Origin of the sequence: Chachezhania antarctica (genome assembly GCF_003646465.1) — a bacterium.
Lineage (GTDB): Bacteria > Pseudomonadota > Alphaproteobacteria > Rhodobacterales > Rhodobacteraceae > Chachezhania > Chachezhania antarctica.
On sequence record NZ_QZEX01000001.1, the window covers coordinates 534794 to 548934 of the forward strand.

A 14141-nucleotide genomic window follows, 5' to 3' on the forward strand; every position below is an offset into this window, starting at 1 on the left:
GCCTCCGGCTATGACGCGCCCAGATGATCGTCTGCCACCGGGGATGTCAACGCGGCGCGCTGTGCGGGTCCTTCGTGCCTTGACGCTTGCGGTCGTGGGCCGGCACACCTAAATGCACCGGCTATGGTACAGGGAAAATCAGATCCGAATTACAAGGTCATCGCCGAAAACCGGCGAGCGCGTTTCGATTATGCGATCGAACGGGATCTGGAGTGCGGCATCATCCTGGAAGGGTCCGAGGTGAAATCGCTTCGCGCGTCCGGCGCGAATATCGCGGAATGCTATGCCTCGGTCGAGGACGGCGAGCTTTGGCTGACGAACAGCTACATCGCGCCCTACGGTCAGGCCAAGACCTTCGGCCACGAGGAACGCCGTCGGCGGAAGCTGCTGGTGTCGCGGAAGGAACTGGCGGATCTCTGGAACGCGACCCAGCGCAAGGGCATGACCCTTGTTCCGCTGGTGATGTACTTCAACCACCGCGGCATCGCGAAGATGAAGCTGGGCGTGGCCAAGGGCAAGAAGAACCACGACAAGCGTGAAACCCAGGCCAAGCGCGACTGGTCGCGCGACAAGCAGCGGCTTCTCAAGGAAAACCGCTGATCCAATCCGGCCACGGCGTGCTCCGCGCCCGCGGCGGCCCGCCCGCCCACCCCCGTCGGATCCCGTGCCGGGATCCTCCTTGCCGCCACGGGCGCGGGGCGTCTGGCGATTGGCGGGAATCATGTCGTGAGCGCAGCCGGGGGCTCTGCCCCCATCCGGGCCTGCGGCCCGGATTCCCCCGGAGTATTTGGAGAAAGGAGAAGAACAATAGGGTTCCTTTATTCTTCTTTTCCCAAATACTCCCGCCGGAGGCAGACTGCGCAGCAGACGTTGACGAGGGCGGGAATCACATGCGGCCCGCACCGGCGTCTCTTGTCCTTCGCTGCGGCAATCTGTAACGACGGGGAATATGCCTTTGGGAGGGTTTCATGCAGGACGATCCGACGACGCTCGTCTCGACCGACTGGCTTGCCGCACATCTGAAGGATCCGGATCTTCGGGTGCTGGACGGATCGATGTACCTGCCCGGTGCCGGCCGGGATGCGGTGGCGGAATACGATGCCGCCCATATCCCCGGCGCGCGGTTCTTCGATATCGACGAGATTTCGAACCACCGGTCTTCGCTGCCCCACATGGCGCCGCCGGCCGAGAAGTTCATGTCGCGCCTGCGCGCGATGGGCGTGGGCGACGGGCATCAGGTCGTGGTCTACGATGGCGCCGGCCTGTTTTCCGCTGCGCGCGTCTGGTGGATGTTCCGGCTGATGGGCAAGACCGATGTCGCCGTGCTGGACGGCGGGTTCCCCAAATGGGTCGCCGAAGGGCGCCCGGTGGAGGACATGCCCCCCATGATCCGCGACCGGCACATGACCGTCCGGGTCCAGAACCAGCTGGTGCGGGATGTCACGCAGGTGAGCCAGGCCAGCAAGCTGGGCGATCACGAGATCATCGACGCGCGGTCAGCCGAACGGTTCCGGGGCGATGCGCCCGAGCCGCGTGAAGGGCTGCGTGCAGGCCATATCCCGGGGTCGAAGAACGTGCCCTATGGCTCGCTTCTTGACGGCGATGGCACCATGAAGTCGGCCGACGAGATGCGTGCCATCTTCAAGGCAGCGGGGGTCGATCTGTCGAAGCCCGCGATTACCTCGTGCGGGTCCGGGGTGACGGCGGCGATCCTGTGTCTTGCGCTGGAACGGATGGGCAAGACGGATTACGCATTGTACGACGGATCCTGGACCGAATGGGGCGCCTTCCCGACGGTCCCCGTCGAAACCGGCCCTGCCACCTGACCCCTTGCGGAGCGACCCGGATGTTCCAATCGCTGCCGGTCCAGCCGGCTGACCCGATCCTTGCCCTGATGGCCGCCTATCGCGACGATCCGCGGCCCGGCAAGATCGACCTTGGCATCGGCGTCTACAAGAACGCCGCCGGCGTCACGCCGGTGATGCGGGCCGTGAAAGTGGCCGAGGAGCGGCTGTGGCGTGATCAGGAGACGAAATCCTATATCGGATTCCTGGGCGATCCCGGCTTCAATGACGCGATGATCCGGCTGGTGCTGGGCGATGCTCTGCCCCGCCAGAACGTGGCCGCCGCGGCCGCCCCCGGCGGGACCGGCGCCGTGCGGCAGGCCTTCGAGGCGATCCGCGAGGCGAACCCGGACGCACGGGTGTTCATCAGCGATCCGTCCTGGGTCAACCATGCCAGCATGCTGGACCATGTCGGGCTGGCGCGGAAGAGCTACCGCTATTTCGATGCCGAAAGCCGCGGGATCGATTTCGATGGGATGATGGAGGATCTGTCGGACCTCGGCGCGGGTGATGTGCTGCTGCTGCATGGCTGCTGCCACAACCCGACGGGCGCCGATCTGAATTCGGTGGAATGGCAGGCCGTGCGGGCGCTTCTGGCTCGGACCGGCGCGCTGCCGATGATCGACCTGGCCTACATGGGCTTTGGTGACGGGCTGGAGGCGGACGCCGGACCGGTGCGCGATCTGGTGGCAGAGCTGCCGGAGGCGTTGATCGCCGTCAGTTGTTCGAAGAATTTCGGCCTGTATCGTGATCGCGCCGGGGTGCTGATTGCCACGGCGCAGGACGGGACGCTGGCGCCGCGGCTTGGCGATACACTGGCACATCTGAACCGGCAGAATTTCTCCTTCCCGCCCGATCACGCGACGCGGGTGGTTTCGACGATCCTTGATGATGTCGATCTGTCGGCCGACTGGCTGGACGAGCTGAACGGGATGCGCGGGCGGATTCAGTCTGTCCGACAGGCATTGGCGAATGAGTTGCAGCGGATCACCGGATCGGACCGGTTCCACTTTTTGTCGCGACATCGCGGCATGTTCTCGCGTCTGGGCGCCAGTCGTGAACAAGTGGAAATGCTGCGGGACCGGCATGGCGTCTACATGGTGGGTGATAGCCGGATGAACGTGGCCGGGCTGACGGAGAGTTCCGTGCCTGTGCTGGCGGCGGCGATTGCCGAGGTTGGTCTCTGACAGGCGTCGGGGCGTGCCTGTGGCTAACGTCACGCGCGCCCGTGACGGCCCGCCCGCCCGCCCCCGTCGGATCCCTTGCGGGATCCTCCTTGCCGCCACGGGCGCGTGGAATCTGCCGCGGCGCCGGCGCTTTTAGCATCATCGGAATTTTTCTTGCGTCTTGTCGTTGGTTTTCCGCCACCGCCGCCCGGAAACAAAAAAGCCCGGGCGCGAACGCCCGGGCCGTCTTCCGGCTGATGGGAGGAGGTATCAGCCCTTGGAGAACTCCGGATAGGCCTCCATGCCGAGCTCGGCCATGTCGAGACCGTTGATCTCTTCTTCCTCGCTGACACGCAGTCCCATGATCGCCTTGATGAGGAGCCAGACGACAAGGCTGACCACGAAGACGAAGATGCCGATGGCGAAGAAGCCGACAAGCTGGGTGCCGTAGCTGGCGCCGTCGTTGGTCCAGGCGACGATGAACGTCCCCCAGAGACCCGCGATCAGGTGGACCGGGATTGCGCCGACGACGTCGTCGATCTTCATCTTGTCGATCAGCGGAACCGTGACGACCACGATCACACCACCGATGGCGCCGATGATCAGGGCCTGGAACAGCGACGGAGCAAGCGGTTCGGCCGTGATCGACACGAGACCGGCAAGCGCGCCGTTCAGAACCATGGTCAGGTCGGCCTTGCCGTAGACCAGCTGGGTCACGATCAGCGCCGTCACCGCACCGGCCGCGGCGGCCATGTTGGTGTTGGCGAAGATCCGGCTGATGTCTGCCACGTCACCCACGGTGCCCATGGCCAGCTGCGAACCGCCGTTGAAGCCGAACCAGCCCAGCCACAGGATGAATGTACCCAGGGTGGCAAGCGCCAGGTTGGACCCCGGGATCGGGACAACCTTGCCGTCCTTGTTGTACTTGCCGATCCGCGGACCCAGCACGATGGCGCCGGCCAGGGCTGCGAAGCCGCCAGCTGCGTGCACCAGGGTGGAGCCTGCGAAGTCCGAGAAGCCCATTTCCGACAGCCAGCCGCCGCCCCACTGCCAGGACGCTTCGATCGGGTAGATGAAACCCGTCAGCACGACAACGAAGACAAGGAAGGGCCACAGCTTGATGCGTTCGGCCAGGGTGCCCGAAACGATGGACGCCGTGGTAGCACAGAACATCAGCTGGAAGAAGAAGTCCGACCCGACCGATGCATAGCCCAGATCGGTCGCATCCGCGCCGACGCCCACGGGCTCGAGCACGGTGGGGGCGAAGGCGCCCAGGTAGCCCGCGATCGACCAGCCGTCGCCCGGGTACATCAGGTTGAAGCCGACCAGCCAGTACATGATGCCCGCAATCGAGAAGAGCGCGATGTTCTTCGTCAGCTGCATCGCCACGTTCTTCGACCGGACAAGCCCGGCTTCGAGCATGGCAAACCCTGCAGCCATCCACATCACCAGGAAGCCGCCGATCAGGAACAGCAGCGTGGTGAGAATATAACTCGTATGTGCGGCCGCTTCACCGGTGGCGGCGGCGTCCTGCGCCAGTGCCAGCGCGGGCAGCGCGGCGATCCCGCCGGCAAGCGCGACTGTCTTGAGAAGTTTCATTGTCCTTGTTCCCCTTGGTCCCTCACCGCACTCACAGCGCGTCGTGATCGGTTTCGCCGGTGCGCACACGCACGGCCTGTTCGACATTCAGCACGAAGATCTTGCCGTCGCCGATCTTGCCCGTGCGCGCCGCGGACGAAATCGTCTCGACGACCTTGTCTGCCATGCTGGCCGGCACGACGACCTCGAGCTTGATTTTCGGCACGAAGTTCACGGCATATTCGGCGCCGCGATAGATTTCGGTATGTCCCGACTGGGAGCCGAAACCCTTGATTTCGGTAACCATCAAGCCGCCGACACCGGCTTCGGTCAGCGCCTCGCGGACCTCCTCCAGCTTGAAGGGCTTGATCGTTGCGATAACGAGTTTCACGTCGTGTCCCCTTTTTCTCCATTGACCCCATCGCGACCTTCGTGGGGCCGGTGGCGATTGCATAAGCATTCAAGACGGGCGCGCAGGGAAAGGTGACCCCGCGACCGTCTTGCAAAGGGGTCTGTCGGGACGAATGTGCGCATTTTCTGCACAGAATTTGGAAAAAGATCAAAAATTAGGCGAACTTGTAAAATACGACATGCGCGGCTGCTCTCAACAAAGCGCCGCCGGCGCTGTATGGTGTCTCCAACAATAAAGCCAGGCAGAGCAGAGCATGACCGATTCATCCAAGGCGCGACCGCGGCTGGTTGCCGAACGCAGTGGCAAAAGCCCGCGCGCGACGGCCAAGACCGCCGCAGGCGGAGGCGGGAGGAAACCCCCGCCGAAGAAGCCCGCCAAGACACCGCCACCGAAGAAGCCGGCGCGCAAGCGCAGTGGCGGCGGGGGCGGTGGCAATACGGGCGGCGGCGGTCCCATAGGCTGGCTCTTCCGGGCCATCATGGGCCTGTTCCGGCTGATCTTCCGCGTGATCTGGGGCCTGTTCTGGCGCGTCTCGCTGATCGTGGCGGTGCTGCTGGGCTTTGCCGTGGCCTATGTCTACACCACCCTGCCCGAGGCCAGCGCGCTTTATGACGGGCGGGCAAGGGGTTCGGTTACGTTGCTTGACCGGAACGGCGACACGTTCGCCTGGCGGGGCGATCAGTACGGTGGCCAGGTGACGGCGGACGACATGTCGCCTTATCTCCGCAATGCCGTCGTCGCGACCGAGGACAAGCGTTTCTACTGGCATCCCGGCGTCGATCCGCGCGGCGTGGCCAGCGCCGTGGCGATCAACCTGCGCGAAGGGCGCGGACCGCTGTCGGGGCATGGCGGGTCCACCATCACGCAACAGACGGCCAAGTTGTTGTGTCTTGGCGATGCCTACGATCCGTCGTCGGGCATGACCGAAGCGGAATACGAGGCCGATTGCCGCGAAACCACGCTGTGGCGGAAGATCAAGGAAGCCATCTTCGCCATGGCGATGGAGGTCAAGTATTCCAAGGACGAGATCCTTGCGATCTACATGAACCGCGCCTTCCTTGGCGCGGGCGCCCGCGGGTTCGAAGCGGCCGCCCAGCGGTATTTCGACCGCACCGCGGATCAGGTCACCCCGGCGCAGGCGGCGATGCTGGCCGGGCTGCTGGTGGCGCCGTCGCGCTACGCCCCCACCGCCGATCTGGAGCGGTCGCAGAACCGTGCGGCCGTGATCGTGGGCCTGATGGAGGAACAGGGCTATCTGACCAAGGCCGAGGCCGACCAGGCCCGCGCCCAGCCCGCCGTCCTGTCCGAAGCCGCGGCCGCCCGTGCCGGCGGGTATTTCGCCGACTGGGTGATGTCGACCGGGCCCGATTTCTTCACCCGCAACACCACGGAAGACGTGATCATTCGCACGACGCTGGATCCGCATATCCAGCAGGCCGCGGAAGAGGCGATGAAGATCATCTTCCAGGAGAAGGTGAAGGACGGCTCCGAAGCGCAGGCGGCCATCGTGGTCATGTCGCCCGATGGTGCCGTGCGCGGCATGGTCGGCGGGCGCGACACGCGGGTGTCGGGCGCCTTCAACCGTGCGACGCAGGCCGTGCGCCAGCCCGGATCGGCCTTCAAGCCGTTCATCTATGCCACGGCGCTGGAGGTCGGGTATTCTCCGAACGATACCGTGGTCGACGAGCCGTTCTGCATGGACATCCCGGGTTCGGGCCGCTGGTGCCCCGACAATTATACCCACAAGCACTATGGCCGCGTGACGCTGACCCATGCGCTGAAGGATTCGCTGAACATTCCCGCGATCAAGGTGTCCGAAAGCGTCGGCCGCGATCTGGTGCGCCGCGTGGCGGGCGATTTCGGCATCGCCAGCGATCTGGCCGACGGTCCGTCGCTGGCGCTCGGCGTGTCGGAAAGCACGCTGATCGAGATGACGGGCGCCTATGCGGGCATCCTGAACGGCGGCTCGTCGGTGACACCCTACGGGCTGGAGGAACTGCGGCTTCAGGGCGATGACACGCCCCTGATCGGCGCCTCGGGCGGCATGGGCGAACGGGTGATCCGGCAGGAAGCGGCGGAACAGCTTGTCTGGATGATGGAAAAGGTTATCACCGAAGGCTCCGGTGGGCGGGCGCAACTGCCAGGCTGGCAGGCGGCGGGCAAGACCGGCACCAGCCAGTCGTCCCGCGATGCATGGTTCATCGGTTTCACCGCGGATTACGTCGTCGGCGTCTGGATGGGCTACGACGACAACTCCCCGCTCGAAGGCGTCACCGGCGGCGGGCTTCCGGCCGAGATCTGGCGCGAGACGATGATCCGCGTGCAGGAAGGCCAGACACCGCGGCCCCTGCCCATGCGCCCCCCGGAAGGCGGCGCGCAGGCGCGCGAGCCCGACCTGAACGCCATCGACCCGGTCCCGCCCCGTTCCGGCGGACTGGGGCAGAGCATCGACAACCTTGTGCAGGGCATCTTTGGCGGGGGCGGAGGCGCACCCGAGGCGCCAAAGGTCGAGGGCGGCGACCGCTAGCCGGGCGGCGCGGTGTCATGCGCCGCACGGCTGGCCGCGGTCTACCGGCCGTAGTCACGGATGATCCGCAGGCGGTAACCGCGGAAGATCCCCGCCCGGCCCTTCGACTGGGGCCGGCGAAGCGCGGCCAGCGCGCGCAATTCTTCCCGCGCGGTCTCGTCCCGGAAGCAGGACAGCGACGGCAGCTCGCCCGGCGTCTTCAGGCTTTCGAACCGTTCGACCGACACGAAGCCGTCGATCTCGCGCACCAGGGGGCGCCAGTTCGGCGGCAATGTCGAGATAGGCATCGCGCTGGCCCTCTGCCGGTTCGACCTCGAAGACAACGGCAATCATGGGCTCCGTTTCCGCATGTCGTGTTGCGGGCAATCCTAAAACGGACCGTCGCGGCACGGTTCGGTCGCGGCCGAAGCGGCGCCATGGCCGTTTCGCTATCGGCGACGATCCGGGTCGAAATCTCGATATTATCCAACCTTTGCCCAGATCTTGCCTGATTTCGCCACCATACCCGGCCTTCAAGCCACATCTGCGCCTGCAAGGACCGAACATGGACCGCCTGACTGAAATGGAAGCCTTCGCCAATGTCGTCGATCAGGGCGGGTTCACCGACGCGGCCCGGAAGATGGGGATCTCGAAATCCGCGGTATCAAAGCACGTGTCGAGCCTGGAGGCGCGGCTGGGCGCACGGCTTCTGAACCGCACCACCCGCCGCGTCAGCCCGACCGAGATCGGCCTCGCCTATTATGACCGCGCCCGCCGGGTCCTGAACGATGCGGGAGAGGCAGATGCGCTCGTTTCCGCGATGCAGTCGGCGCCGTCGGGCCTTTTGCGGGTGTCTGTCGCGACGGATTTCGGCGTGAACCATGTCTCGCCTATCCTGGGCGGCTTCCTGACCGATTTCCCCGATATCACCGTGAACATGGTCCTGAACAATCGCTTCGTGGAACTGATCTCGGAAGGGTTCGACGTGGCCATCCGGATCGGAGAGCTCGAGGATTCCACGCTCCGCGCCCGCAAGCTGGCGGAAACCACCCGCCGCATGGTGGCCAGCCCCGGCTATTTCGCGCGCCACGGCCGGCCCGCGCGGATCGACGATCTGAGCGACCACAAGCTCCTGCACTATTCCACCCAGTCGAACGCCGCGGTGTGGAAGCTGACCGCGCCCTCGGGCGAGAAGCGACAGGTCCGGTCGGGAGGTGGGCTGTCGGTCAATGACGGCCAGTCGCTGCTGAACGCCGCGATCTCCGGGCTGGGGATCGCCTACCTGCCCAGCTATCTCTACTGCGCGGCGATGGAAAAGGGGCTGATCGAAGACGCGATGCCGTCGCTGCCGGTCGAACGGCAGGGCATCTACGCCGTCTACCCGCCGGGGCGCTTCACTCAGCCCAAGGTCCGCGCGTTCATCGACTTCCTTGCCCATCAGTTCGACGGCAAGGGCCCGATGAACTGGTAGCGCCTTGCGGCGGGTGCCCCTCTGTCGTCTGATCGGCGGATGGGCCGGGCGTTTCTGCCGGATGCCTCCGGCGGGAGTATTTCGGAAGAGAAGCAGCAGCGGATCCGCCATTTCTTTGGTCCCCAAATACCTCGGGGGAGTCGCCCGCTGGGCGGCGGGGGCAGAGCCCCCTATGCTCTGCTTCGATCAAGCCCGAAGGCTTTACTCTTCCGGAAAAACCGTCAGCACCGCTTCGACCCGGCGGTTGGCTTCGCGGCCTTCGGGCGTCCGGTTCGACGTGCGAGGCGACAGGTAGCCGGTTCCGTGTGCCGAAAGCTGTCCCGGATTCACCCCGTGATCCTGCACCAGGCGGTCGCGTGCCGACCGGGCCCGTTGTTGCGACAGCCGGACGTTGGCCGATTGCGAGCCGACGGTGTCCGTGTGCCCGACCAGCGCGATGCGGGCATCTTCGTGCGCTTTCAGGAACGCGGCCAGCGCGGCGAGCGACGGGTGCGGACCTTCGCCCAATGATGAACTGCCCTCTGCGAAGTCGAGGTCGTCCAGAACGATGTATCCGTTGCCGAGCAGCAGATCCGCGACCGATCCGTCGACCGGTGTGGGCAAGGGGATTGGCATGGGTGTGCCGGCTGCCGCATCCTCGGCGTCAACCGGGGTTGGAACCGTCGATTCGCCAACGGTCGCGGCGATGGCCGTGATCACCTGCACGTAGGCGGCGGTGCGGCTGCGGCTGACCAGCACGCTGACGGCGTGGGTTTCGCCCTTCTTCGCGGACAGGAAGCGGAAGTTGCGCAGGTCGACATACATGTCGGGCGCGGGCAGCACGTCGGTCTGGAAGCGGAAATCGAACCCGCCGCAGGCCTGCGCCGCGCACTCGTAGACAACAGTGAAGCCCTCGGCCTGAAGTTGCGCGCGGATGGGATCGAGGATCTGCGCCGGGGTCGCGCGGCTCTGGACCAGTTGCCAGCTTTGCCGCGTGACCTTGCCCGGAAACAGTTCGACTGGAACGTCGCCGTCCCGGTAAGGGCCCGTGGGCAGGGCGTAGCCTTCGTTCTCCCGCGTCTCGTCGGACAGAACCCGCGCGTCAGCCGGCAAGGGCGGGGCGAAGGCCGCCGCAGGGACCGCAGGCAGAGCCGCGGACAGCAGGACAAGGTAGACGGCGCGGGCGCATCTCATCGGGATTGCGCGTGGTACTCGTCATTGGGCCGCATGGCGGTGGCGCTGGCCACGCGGTTCGTCATGTTGAAGAACCCGGCCACGTTGGCGATGTCCCAGATATCGCGGTCGGTAAAGCCCACCTCGCGCAGGGTCTGGCGGTGGCTTTCCTCGATCTCTGCGCTGGCGGTGGTCATCTTCGCGGCAAAATCCAGCATCGCCCGTTGCCGCGCGTCCAGCGGCGCCACGCGGTAGTTCATCACCAGCATCTCACCCAGCATCGGATCGCCCGACAGTTCCCGCACCGCGGCGCCGTGGGCCACAAGGCAGTAGAAGCATCGGTTGATCGACGACACGACGACGGCGATCATTTCGCGCTCCAGCTTGGACAGGCCGGAAGGCGCCAGCATCAGGTCGTTGTAGAGGCCCGTGAACGCGTTCAGCTTGTCGATGTCGAAGGCATTGGCCCGCAGCACGTTCGGCACCATGCCCAGCTTTTCCACGCAGATATCGAAATAGCGTTGCGTTTCCGGCGGAAGCGGATCCACCATCGGCAGGTTCAATGCGGTGGGCGAGTTCTTGTCGGTCATGTCGGTCCTCTTCTCCGCCTCAGGACGGTGTCGCTGGCGGCCGGCGGTAATGGTACTGGCCGTAGATTTCCATCCCCAACTGGTTGTAGAGCGCGCAGGCCGCGAAGTTGTCGCGGCGGCAGAGCGCGGCGATATGGGTCGCGCCGTGGTCTGCCGCCCAGAAGGCGGCCCGGCGCAGCATCCAGCGGGCGAGGCCGTCGCGGCGATGCTGCGGGGCGACCTCGAGCGCGTGGAGCATCGCGATGGGCCCGTGAAGCGCCACGTAGGCCACGCCTGCGGGCTTGTCACCGGTGCGGCCGAAGACGGCGGTCTTTTCGCCCGCCGCGCGGTCCATCACCGCCAGCCGGGCCGGGCCTATATCGCCGTCGGCCCAGATTTCCTTCATGATCTCCAGGGGGGGCCAAATCGTGAAGGCAGTGACCGGTGGGACCTGTGTGTCGGTCAGCCGGTCCACCGGGCCGCCATACATCGCGACCGGGTCGAACACGGAAAACCCGCGCTTGCCCAGACCGGCATCCAGCCCCGGGTGATCGACATCGCGGACCATGAACAGCGGTTCCTGATCCAGCGCGCGCATTTCGGCCACGGCATCGCCGATATCGGCCTCGGACGGCCGGGAATGCGGATCGGTCAATGTCGCGGCCGACACGCGGCTGCCGCCGCCCTGGCCCTCGCGCAGCGTCCACGGTCCGGATTCGAACCGGCGCGCCGGGGCCCATGTGCCATCGATGGCATCATAGAAATCTTCGCGTGCGGCGGTCATGTGCCGTACTCGGTAACCAGTTTTGTCATGGCGGCATCGACCTGCGCGCCGTCTGCCCCGCGGACAACCACGTTGGCGCCGAACACGCCATCCTTGTGGAACGGGTAGCAGCCGATGGACAGGTCGGGGTGACTTGTGGCCAGGTCGCTCAGGAAGGCCGCGATCTCGCCCTCGCCGCGCATGACGCGCAGGGACTGGGAGAGGAGCGGGCTGCCCCCCGTCAATTGCGGCAGGACCGAGGCGACCATGGCCTCGAACACTTCGGGCACGCCGGCCATCACGTGGACGTTCTCCAGCGTGAAACCGGGCGCGACCGAGACAGGGTTCTCGATCAGCGTGGCGCCTTCGGGGATACGAGCCATGCGCAGGCGGGCGACGTTCAGCTCTCCGCCTGTGCGCTTGTAGTGCGCCTCCAGCAGCGCGCGGGCATCGTCGCGCACGTCGATGGATGCGTCGAAAGCCTTTGCGATGCAATCGGCGGTGATGTCGTCATGGGTCGGGCCAATCCCGCCCGAGGTGAAGACATGGGTAAAGCCCGCGGACAGGGCCTTCACCGCCGACACGATGGCGTCTTGGTCGTCCGAGACGACCCGAACCTCGGTCAGATCGATCCCCGCTTGCGTCAATTGCTGCGCAAGGAAGTACATGTTGCTGTCACGGGTCCGGCCCGAAAGGATCTCGTCCCCGATCACCAGCATCGCGGCTGTTGGGTTGGCCATGCAGGTCTCCCTTGCTTGGTGCGCCCGACAACGTATAGGCCGGCTGTCATGCGCTTTGAAGCCCCCCTCGTGCCCGCCCGCCTGATCCGTCGCTACAAGCGCTTCCTGGCCGATTGCGTGCTGGAAGACGGGACGGAGGTGACGGCCCATTGTGCCAATCCCGGCGCCATGACCGGGCTGGCCGAACCGGGAACGCGCGCCTGGCTGCTGCCGGTCAGCGATCCCAAGCGGAAGCTGCAATGGAGCTGGAAACTGGCGGAACTGCCCACGGGGGCCCTGGCCTGCATCGATACCGGGCTTGCCAACCGGATCGTGGCCGAAGCCCTGGCCGATGGCCGTGTGCCCGGGCTGGCGGCCTATCAGACCGTCCGGCGCGAGGTCGCCTACGGACAGGGCAGCCGGGTGGATTTCCTTCTGGGAGGCGATGACCTGCTCCCGGCCTACGTCGAGGTCAAAAGCGTCACGCTGATGCGGGAGGCGGGCCTGGCCGAGTTTCCCGACACCGTCACCGCCCGCGGTGCGCGGCACCTTGCGGAGCTGGCGGAAATGGCAGCAGGCGGCGCGCGCGCGGTGCTGTTCTATCTGGTCCAGCGCAGCGATGCAGAGGCCGTGAGCGTCGCCGCCGATATCGATCCCGCCTATGCGCAGGCTTTCACGGCGGCCCGGCAGGCGGGGGTGGAGGTGATGTGCCATGCCGCCGCGATCTCGACAGACGGCATCTCCATCGGCAGGGCCTTGCCATTCCGGGATGCACGCAGCGCCCGTTCGGGCGGCATTTGTTAACATAAGTTTGGCAGCATTTCGTCCGACGCGGTGATGACCCTCCGTCAATGCTGCAGGTGCGCGGTGGTGCCTCTGGCGCTCGCGGAACGAAAGTCTTATGTTGCAGTATGAGAGATAGGTCGATGAGAGACGCAGCGCTGTTGGACGACGCACGTGGCAAGCTGACGAAGGACGGGATCCGCATCCATGAGGCTGCGGATTTCAAAGGCATGCATGTGGCGGGCAAGCTCGCCGCGCAGATCCTTGACGACATCGCACCGCATGTCTTCCCCGGCCAGTCCACGGCCGAGATCGACCGGGTCATCACCGATATGATCGAAAAGGCCGGCGCGACGTCGGCGACCATCGGGTACAAGGGCTATCAGCACGCCAGCTGCATTTCCGTGAACCACGCTGTCTGCCACGGCATTCCCGGGCCCAAGACGCTGAAGGATGGCGACATCCTGAACATCGACGTGACCGTGATCGTGGACGGCTGGTTCGGCGACACAAGCCGGATGTACGTGGCCGGCAAGCTGCCGCGGAAGGCCGAGCGCCTGATCGAAGTGACCCATGACGCGCTGATGAAGGGGATCGAGGCCGTGCGCCCCGGCAAGACCTTCGGCGATATCGGGCATGCCATCCAGGCCTATGTCGAAGCCCACCGGATGAGCGTCGTTCGCGATTTCTGCGGTCACGGTCTGGGCCGCGTGTTCCACGCCGCGCCCAACGTGCTGCATTATGGCCGTCCGGGATCCGGCGCCAAGCTGGAAGAGGGCATGTTCTTCACCATCGAACCGATGGTGAACCTCGGCCGCCCGGAAACGAAGACCCTGGCTGATGACTGGACTGCGGTGACCCGCGACAAGTCCCTGTCGGCGCAGTTCGAGCATTCCATCGGCGTGACGTCCGACGGGGCCGAGATCTTCACGCTGTCGCCCGGTGGACTGTTCCACCCCACCTACGGCTGATCCCCGTCTTCCAGATCTTTCCTGAGCATGGCCAGTAGCAGGGTTTCCCCCTGCCATGGCACGATGGCGTCGTGAATGAACACCGGTTCCCGCGCGCGTCCTTTCCCGGGCGCCTGGGTGGCGACGGGCCGGGCCATCAGCGAGAAGGACGGCAGGAAGCGGGCGAGGGCGGCTGTCATCGGGACAGTCTAGCCGAAACGGCGTTCT

The 14141-nt window shown here is 65.6% G+C and carries 14 protein-coding genes and 1 pseudogene; 7 read left to right on the plus strand and 8 right to left on the minus strand.

What is annotated here, in order from left to right; all coding sequences use genetic code 11:
* The first annotated feature begins 123 nt into the window (after positions 1-123).
* The 3 genes from smpB (at position 124) to D4754_RS02590 (ending at position 3031) form a co-directional block, all read left to right on the plus strand.
* Positions 124-600, plus strand: a complete 477-nt coding sequence (smpB, locus tag D4754_RS02580; RefSeq protein ID WP_121061309.1) for an SsrA-binding protein SmpB — start codon at positions 124-126, stop codon at positions 598-600.
* A gap of 368 nt (positions 601-968) precedes the next feature.
* On the plus strand, positions 969-1826 hold the full coding sequence (gene sseA / locus D4754_RS02585; RefSeq protein ID WP_121061311.1) for a 3-mercaptopyruvate sulfurtransferase: 858 nt from the start codon (positions 969-971) through the stop codon (positions 1824-1826).
* A 20-nt stretch (positions 1827-1846) separates the two neighbouring features.
* Positions 1847-3031 carry an amino acid aminotransferase gene (locus D4754_RS02590; RefSeq protein ID WP_121061313.1) on the plus strand — a complete coding sequence of 395 codons (1185 nt, stop codon included), beginning with the start codon at positions 1847-1849 and terminating at the stop codon, positions 3029-3031.
* Positions 3032-3280: 249 nt separating this feature from the next.
* Here the strand turns inward: D4754_RS02590 and D4754_RS02595 are convergent, their stop codons facing one another.
* Both D4754_RS02595 and D4754_RS02600 read right to left on the minus strand, forming a co-directional pair.
* Positions 3281-4609 carry an ammonium transporter gene (locus D4754_RS02595; RefSeq protein WP_121061315.1) on the minus strand — a complete coding sequence of 443 codons (1329 nt, stop codon included), beginning with the start codon at positions 4607-4609 and terminating at the stop codon, positions 3281-3283.
* 31 nt (positions 4610-4640) lie between these two features.
* Positions 4641-4979, minus strand: coding sequence for a P-II family nitrogen regulator (locus D4754_RS02600; RefSeq protein ID WP_121061317.1), 339 nt, complete (start codon positions 4977-4979; stop codon positions 4641-4643).
* A 274-nt stretch (positions 4980-5253) separates the two neighbouring features.
* Here D4754_RS02600 and D4754_RS02605 point away from each other — a divergent pair, with 274 nt between their 5' ends.
* Entirely contained in the window at positions 5254-7527 is a 2274-nt protein-coding gene (locus D4754_RS02605; protein ID WP_121061319.1) for a transglycosylase domain-containing protein, read from the plus strand.
* 41 nt (positions 7528-7568) lie between these two features.
* Here the strand turns inward: D4754_RS02605 and D4754_RS02610 are convergent.
* A pseudogene (locus D4754_RS02610) lies at positions 7569-7860 on the minus strand (antibiotic biosynthesis monooxygenase family protein).
* A gap of 211 nt (positions 7861-8071) precedes the next feature.
* Here D4754_RS02610 and D4754_RS02615 point away from each other — a divergent pair.
* Entirely contained in the window at positions 8072-8977 is a 906-nt protein-coding gene (locus D4754_RS02615) for a LysR family transcriptional regulator (RefSeq protein ID WP_121061321.1), read from the plus strand.
* Positions 8978-9178: 201 nt separating this feature from the next.
* Here D4754_RS02615 and D4754_RS02620 read toward each other — a convergent pair whose 3' ends face one another.
* Genes D4754_RS02620 through D4754_RS02635 form a run of 4 tightly spaced genes read right to left on the minus strand, consistent with a single transcriptional unit; the run spans position 9179 to position 12201 of the window.
* On the minus strand, positions 9179-10150 hold the full coding sequence (locus D4754_RS02620; protein ID WP_121061323.1) for an OmpA family protein: 972 nt from the start codon (positions 10148-10150) through the stop codon (positions 9179-9181).
* Positions 10147-10719 (minus strand): peroxidase-related enzyme, encoded by a 573-nt coding sequence (locus tag D4754_RS02625; protein ID WP_121061325.1) that lies wholly within the window; start codon positions 10717-10719, stop codon positions 10147-10149. The genes D4754_RS02620 and D4754_RS02625 overlap by 4 nt, the downstream gene beginning before the upstream one ends.
* Positions 10720-10738: 19 nt before the next feature.
* Positions 10739-11482, minus strand: coding sequence for a GNAT family N-acetyltransferase (locus D4754_RS02630; protein WP_121061327.1), 744 nt, complete (start codon positions 11480-11482; stop codon positions 10739-10741).
* Positions 11479-12201, minus strand: a complete 723-nt coding sequence (locus D4754_RS02635; RefSeq protein WP_121061329.1) for a competence/damage-inducible protein A — start codon at positions 12199-12201, stop codon at positions 11479-11481. Before D4754_RS02635 ends, D4754_RS02630 begins: the two co-directional genes overlap by 4 nt.
* Positions 12202-12249: 48 nt before the next feature.
* Here D4754_RS02635 and sfsA point away from each other — a divergent pair, with 48 nt between their 5' ends.
* Together sfsA and map are read left to right on the plus strand one after the other, a co-directional pair.
* On the plus strand, positions 12250-12984 hold the full coding sequence (sfsA, locus tag D4754_RS02640) for a DNA/RNA nuclease SfsA (RefSeq protein WP_121061331.1): 735 nt from the start codon (positions 12250-12252) through the stop codon (positions 12982-12984).
* Between the two features lie 122 nt (positions 12985-13106).
* Positions 13107-13934, plus strand: a complete 828-nt coding sequence (gene map, locus D4754_RS02645; protein WP_121061334.1) for a type I methionyl aminopeptidase — start codon at positions 13107-13109, stop codon at positions 13932-13934.
* Here the strand turns inward: map and D4754_RS02650 are convergent.
* Complete coding sequence (locus D4754_RS02650; protein ID WP_121061336.1) at positions 13925-14113, minus strand: hypothetical protein; 189 nt, start codon at positions 14111-14113, stop codon at positions 13925-13927. The genes map and D4754_RS02650 overlap by 10 nt on opposite strands.
* Positions 14114-14141 lie beyond the last annotated feature (28 nt).

What these genes read in the sequence shown, in the direction of transcription:
- smpB (WP_121061309.1), top strand. Translation starts at nt 124, where the DNA reads ATGGTACAGGGAAAATCAGATCCGAATTACAAGGTCATCGCCGAAAAC.
- sseA (WP_121061311.1), top strand. Translation starts at nt 969, where the DNA reads ATGCAGGACGATCCGACGACGCTCGTCTCGACCGACTGGCTTGCCGCA.
- D4754_RS02590 (WP_121061313.1), top strand. Translation starts at nt 1,847, where the DNA reads ATGTTCCAATCGCTGCCGGTCCAGCCGGCTGACCCGATCCTTGCCCTG.
- D4754_RS02595 (WP_121061315.1), bottom strand. Translation starts at nt 4,609, where the DNA reads ATGAAACTTCTCAAGACAGTCGCGCTTGCCGGCGGGATCGCCGCGCTG.
- D4754_RS02605 (WP_121061319.1), top strand. Translation starts at nt 5,254, where the DNA reads ATGACCGATTCATCCAAGGCGCGACCGCGGCTGGTTGCCGAACGCAGT.
- D4754_RS02615 (WP_121061321.1), top strand. Translation starts at nt 8,072, where the DNA reads ATGGACCGCCTGACTGAAATGGAAGCCTTCGCCAATGTCGTCGATCAG.
- D4754_RS02620 (WP_121061323.1), bottom strand. Translation starts at nt 10,150, where the DNA reads ATGAGATGCGCCCGCGCCGTCTACCTTGTCCTGCTGTCCGCGGCTCTG.
- D4754_RS02625 (WP_121061325.1), bottom strand. Translation starts at nt 10,719, where the DNA reads ATGACCGACAAGAACTCGCCCACCGCATTGAACCTGCCGATGGTGGAT.
- D4754_RS02630 (WP_121061327.1), bottom strand. Translation starts at nt 11,482, where the DNA reads ATGACCGCCGCACGCGAAGATTTCTATGATGCCATCGATGGCACATGG.
- D4754_RS02635 (WP_121061329.1), bottom strand. Translation starts at nt 12,201, where the DNA reads ATGGCCAACCCAACAGCCGCGATGCTGGTGATCGGGGACGAGATCCTT.
- sfsA (WP_121061331.1), top strand. Translation starts at nt 12,250, where the DNA reads ATGCGCTTTGAAGCCCCCCTCGTGCCCGCCCGCCTGATCCGTCGCTAC.
- map (WP_121061334.1), top strand. Translation starts at nt 13,107, where the DNA reads ATGAGAGACGCAGCGCTGTTGGACGACGCACGTGGCAAGCTGACGAAG.
- D4754_RS02650 (WP_121061336.1), bottom strand. Translation starts at nt 14,113, where the DNA reads ATGACAGCCGCCCTCGCCCGCTTCCTGCCGTCCTTCTCGCTGATGGCC.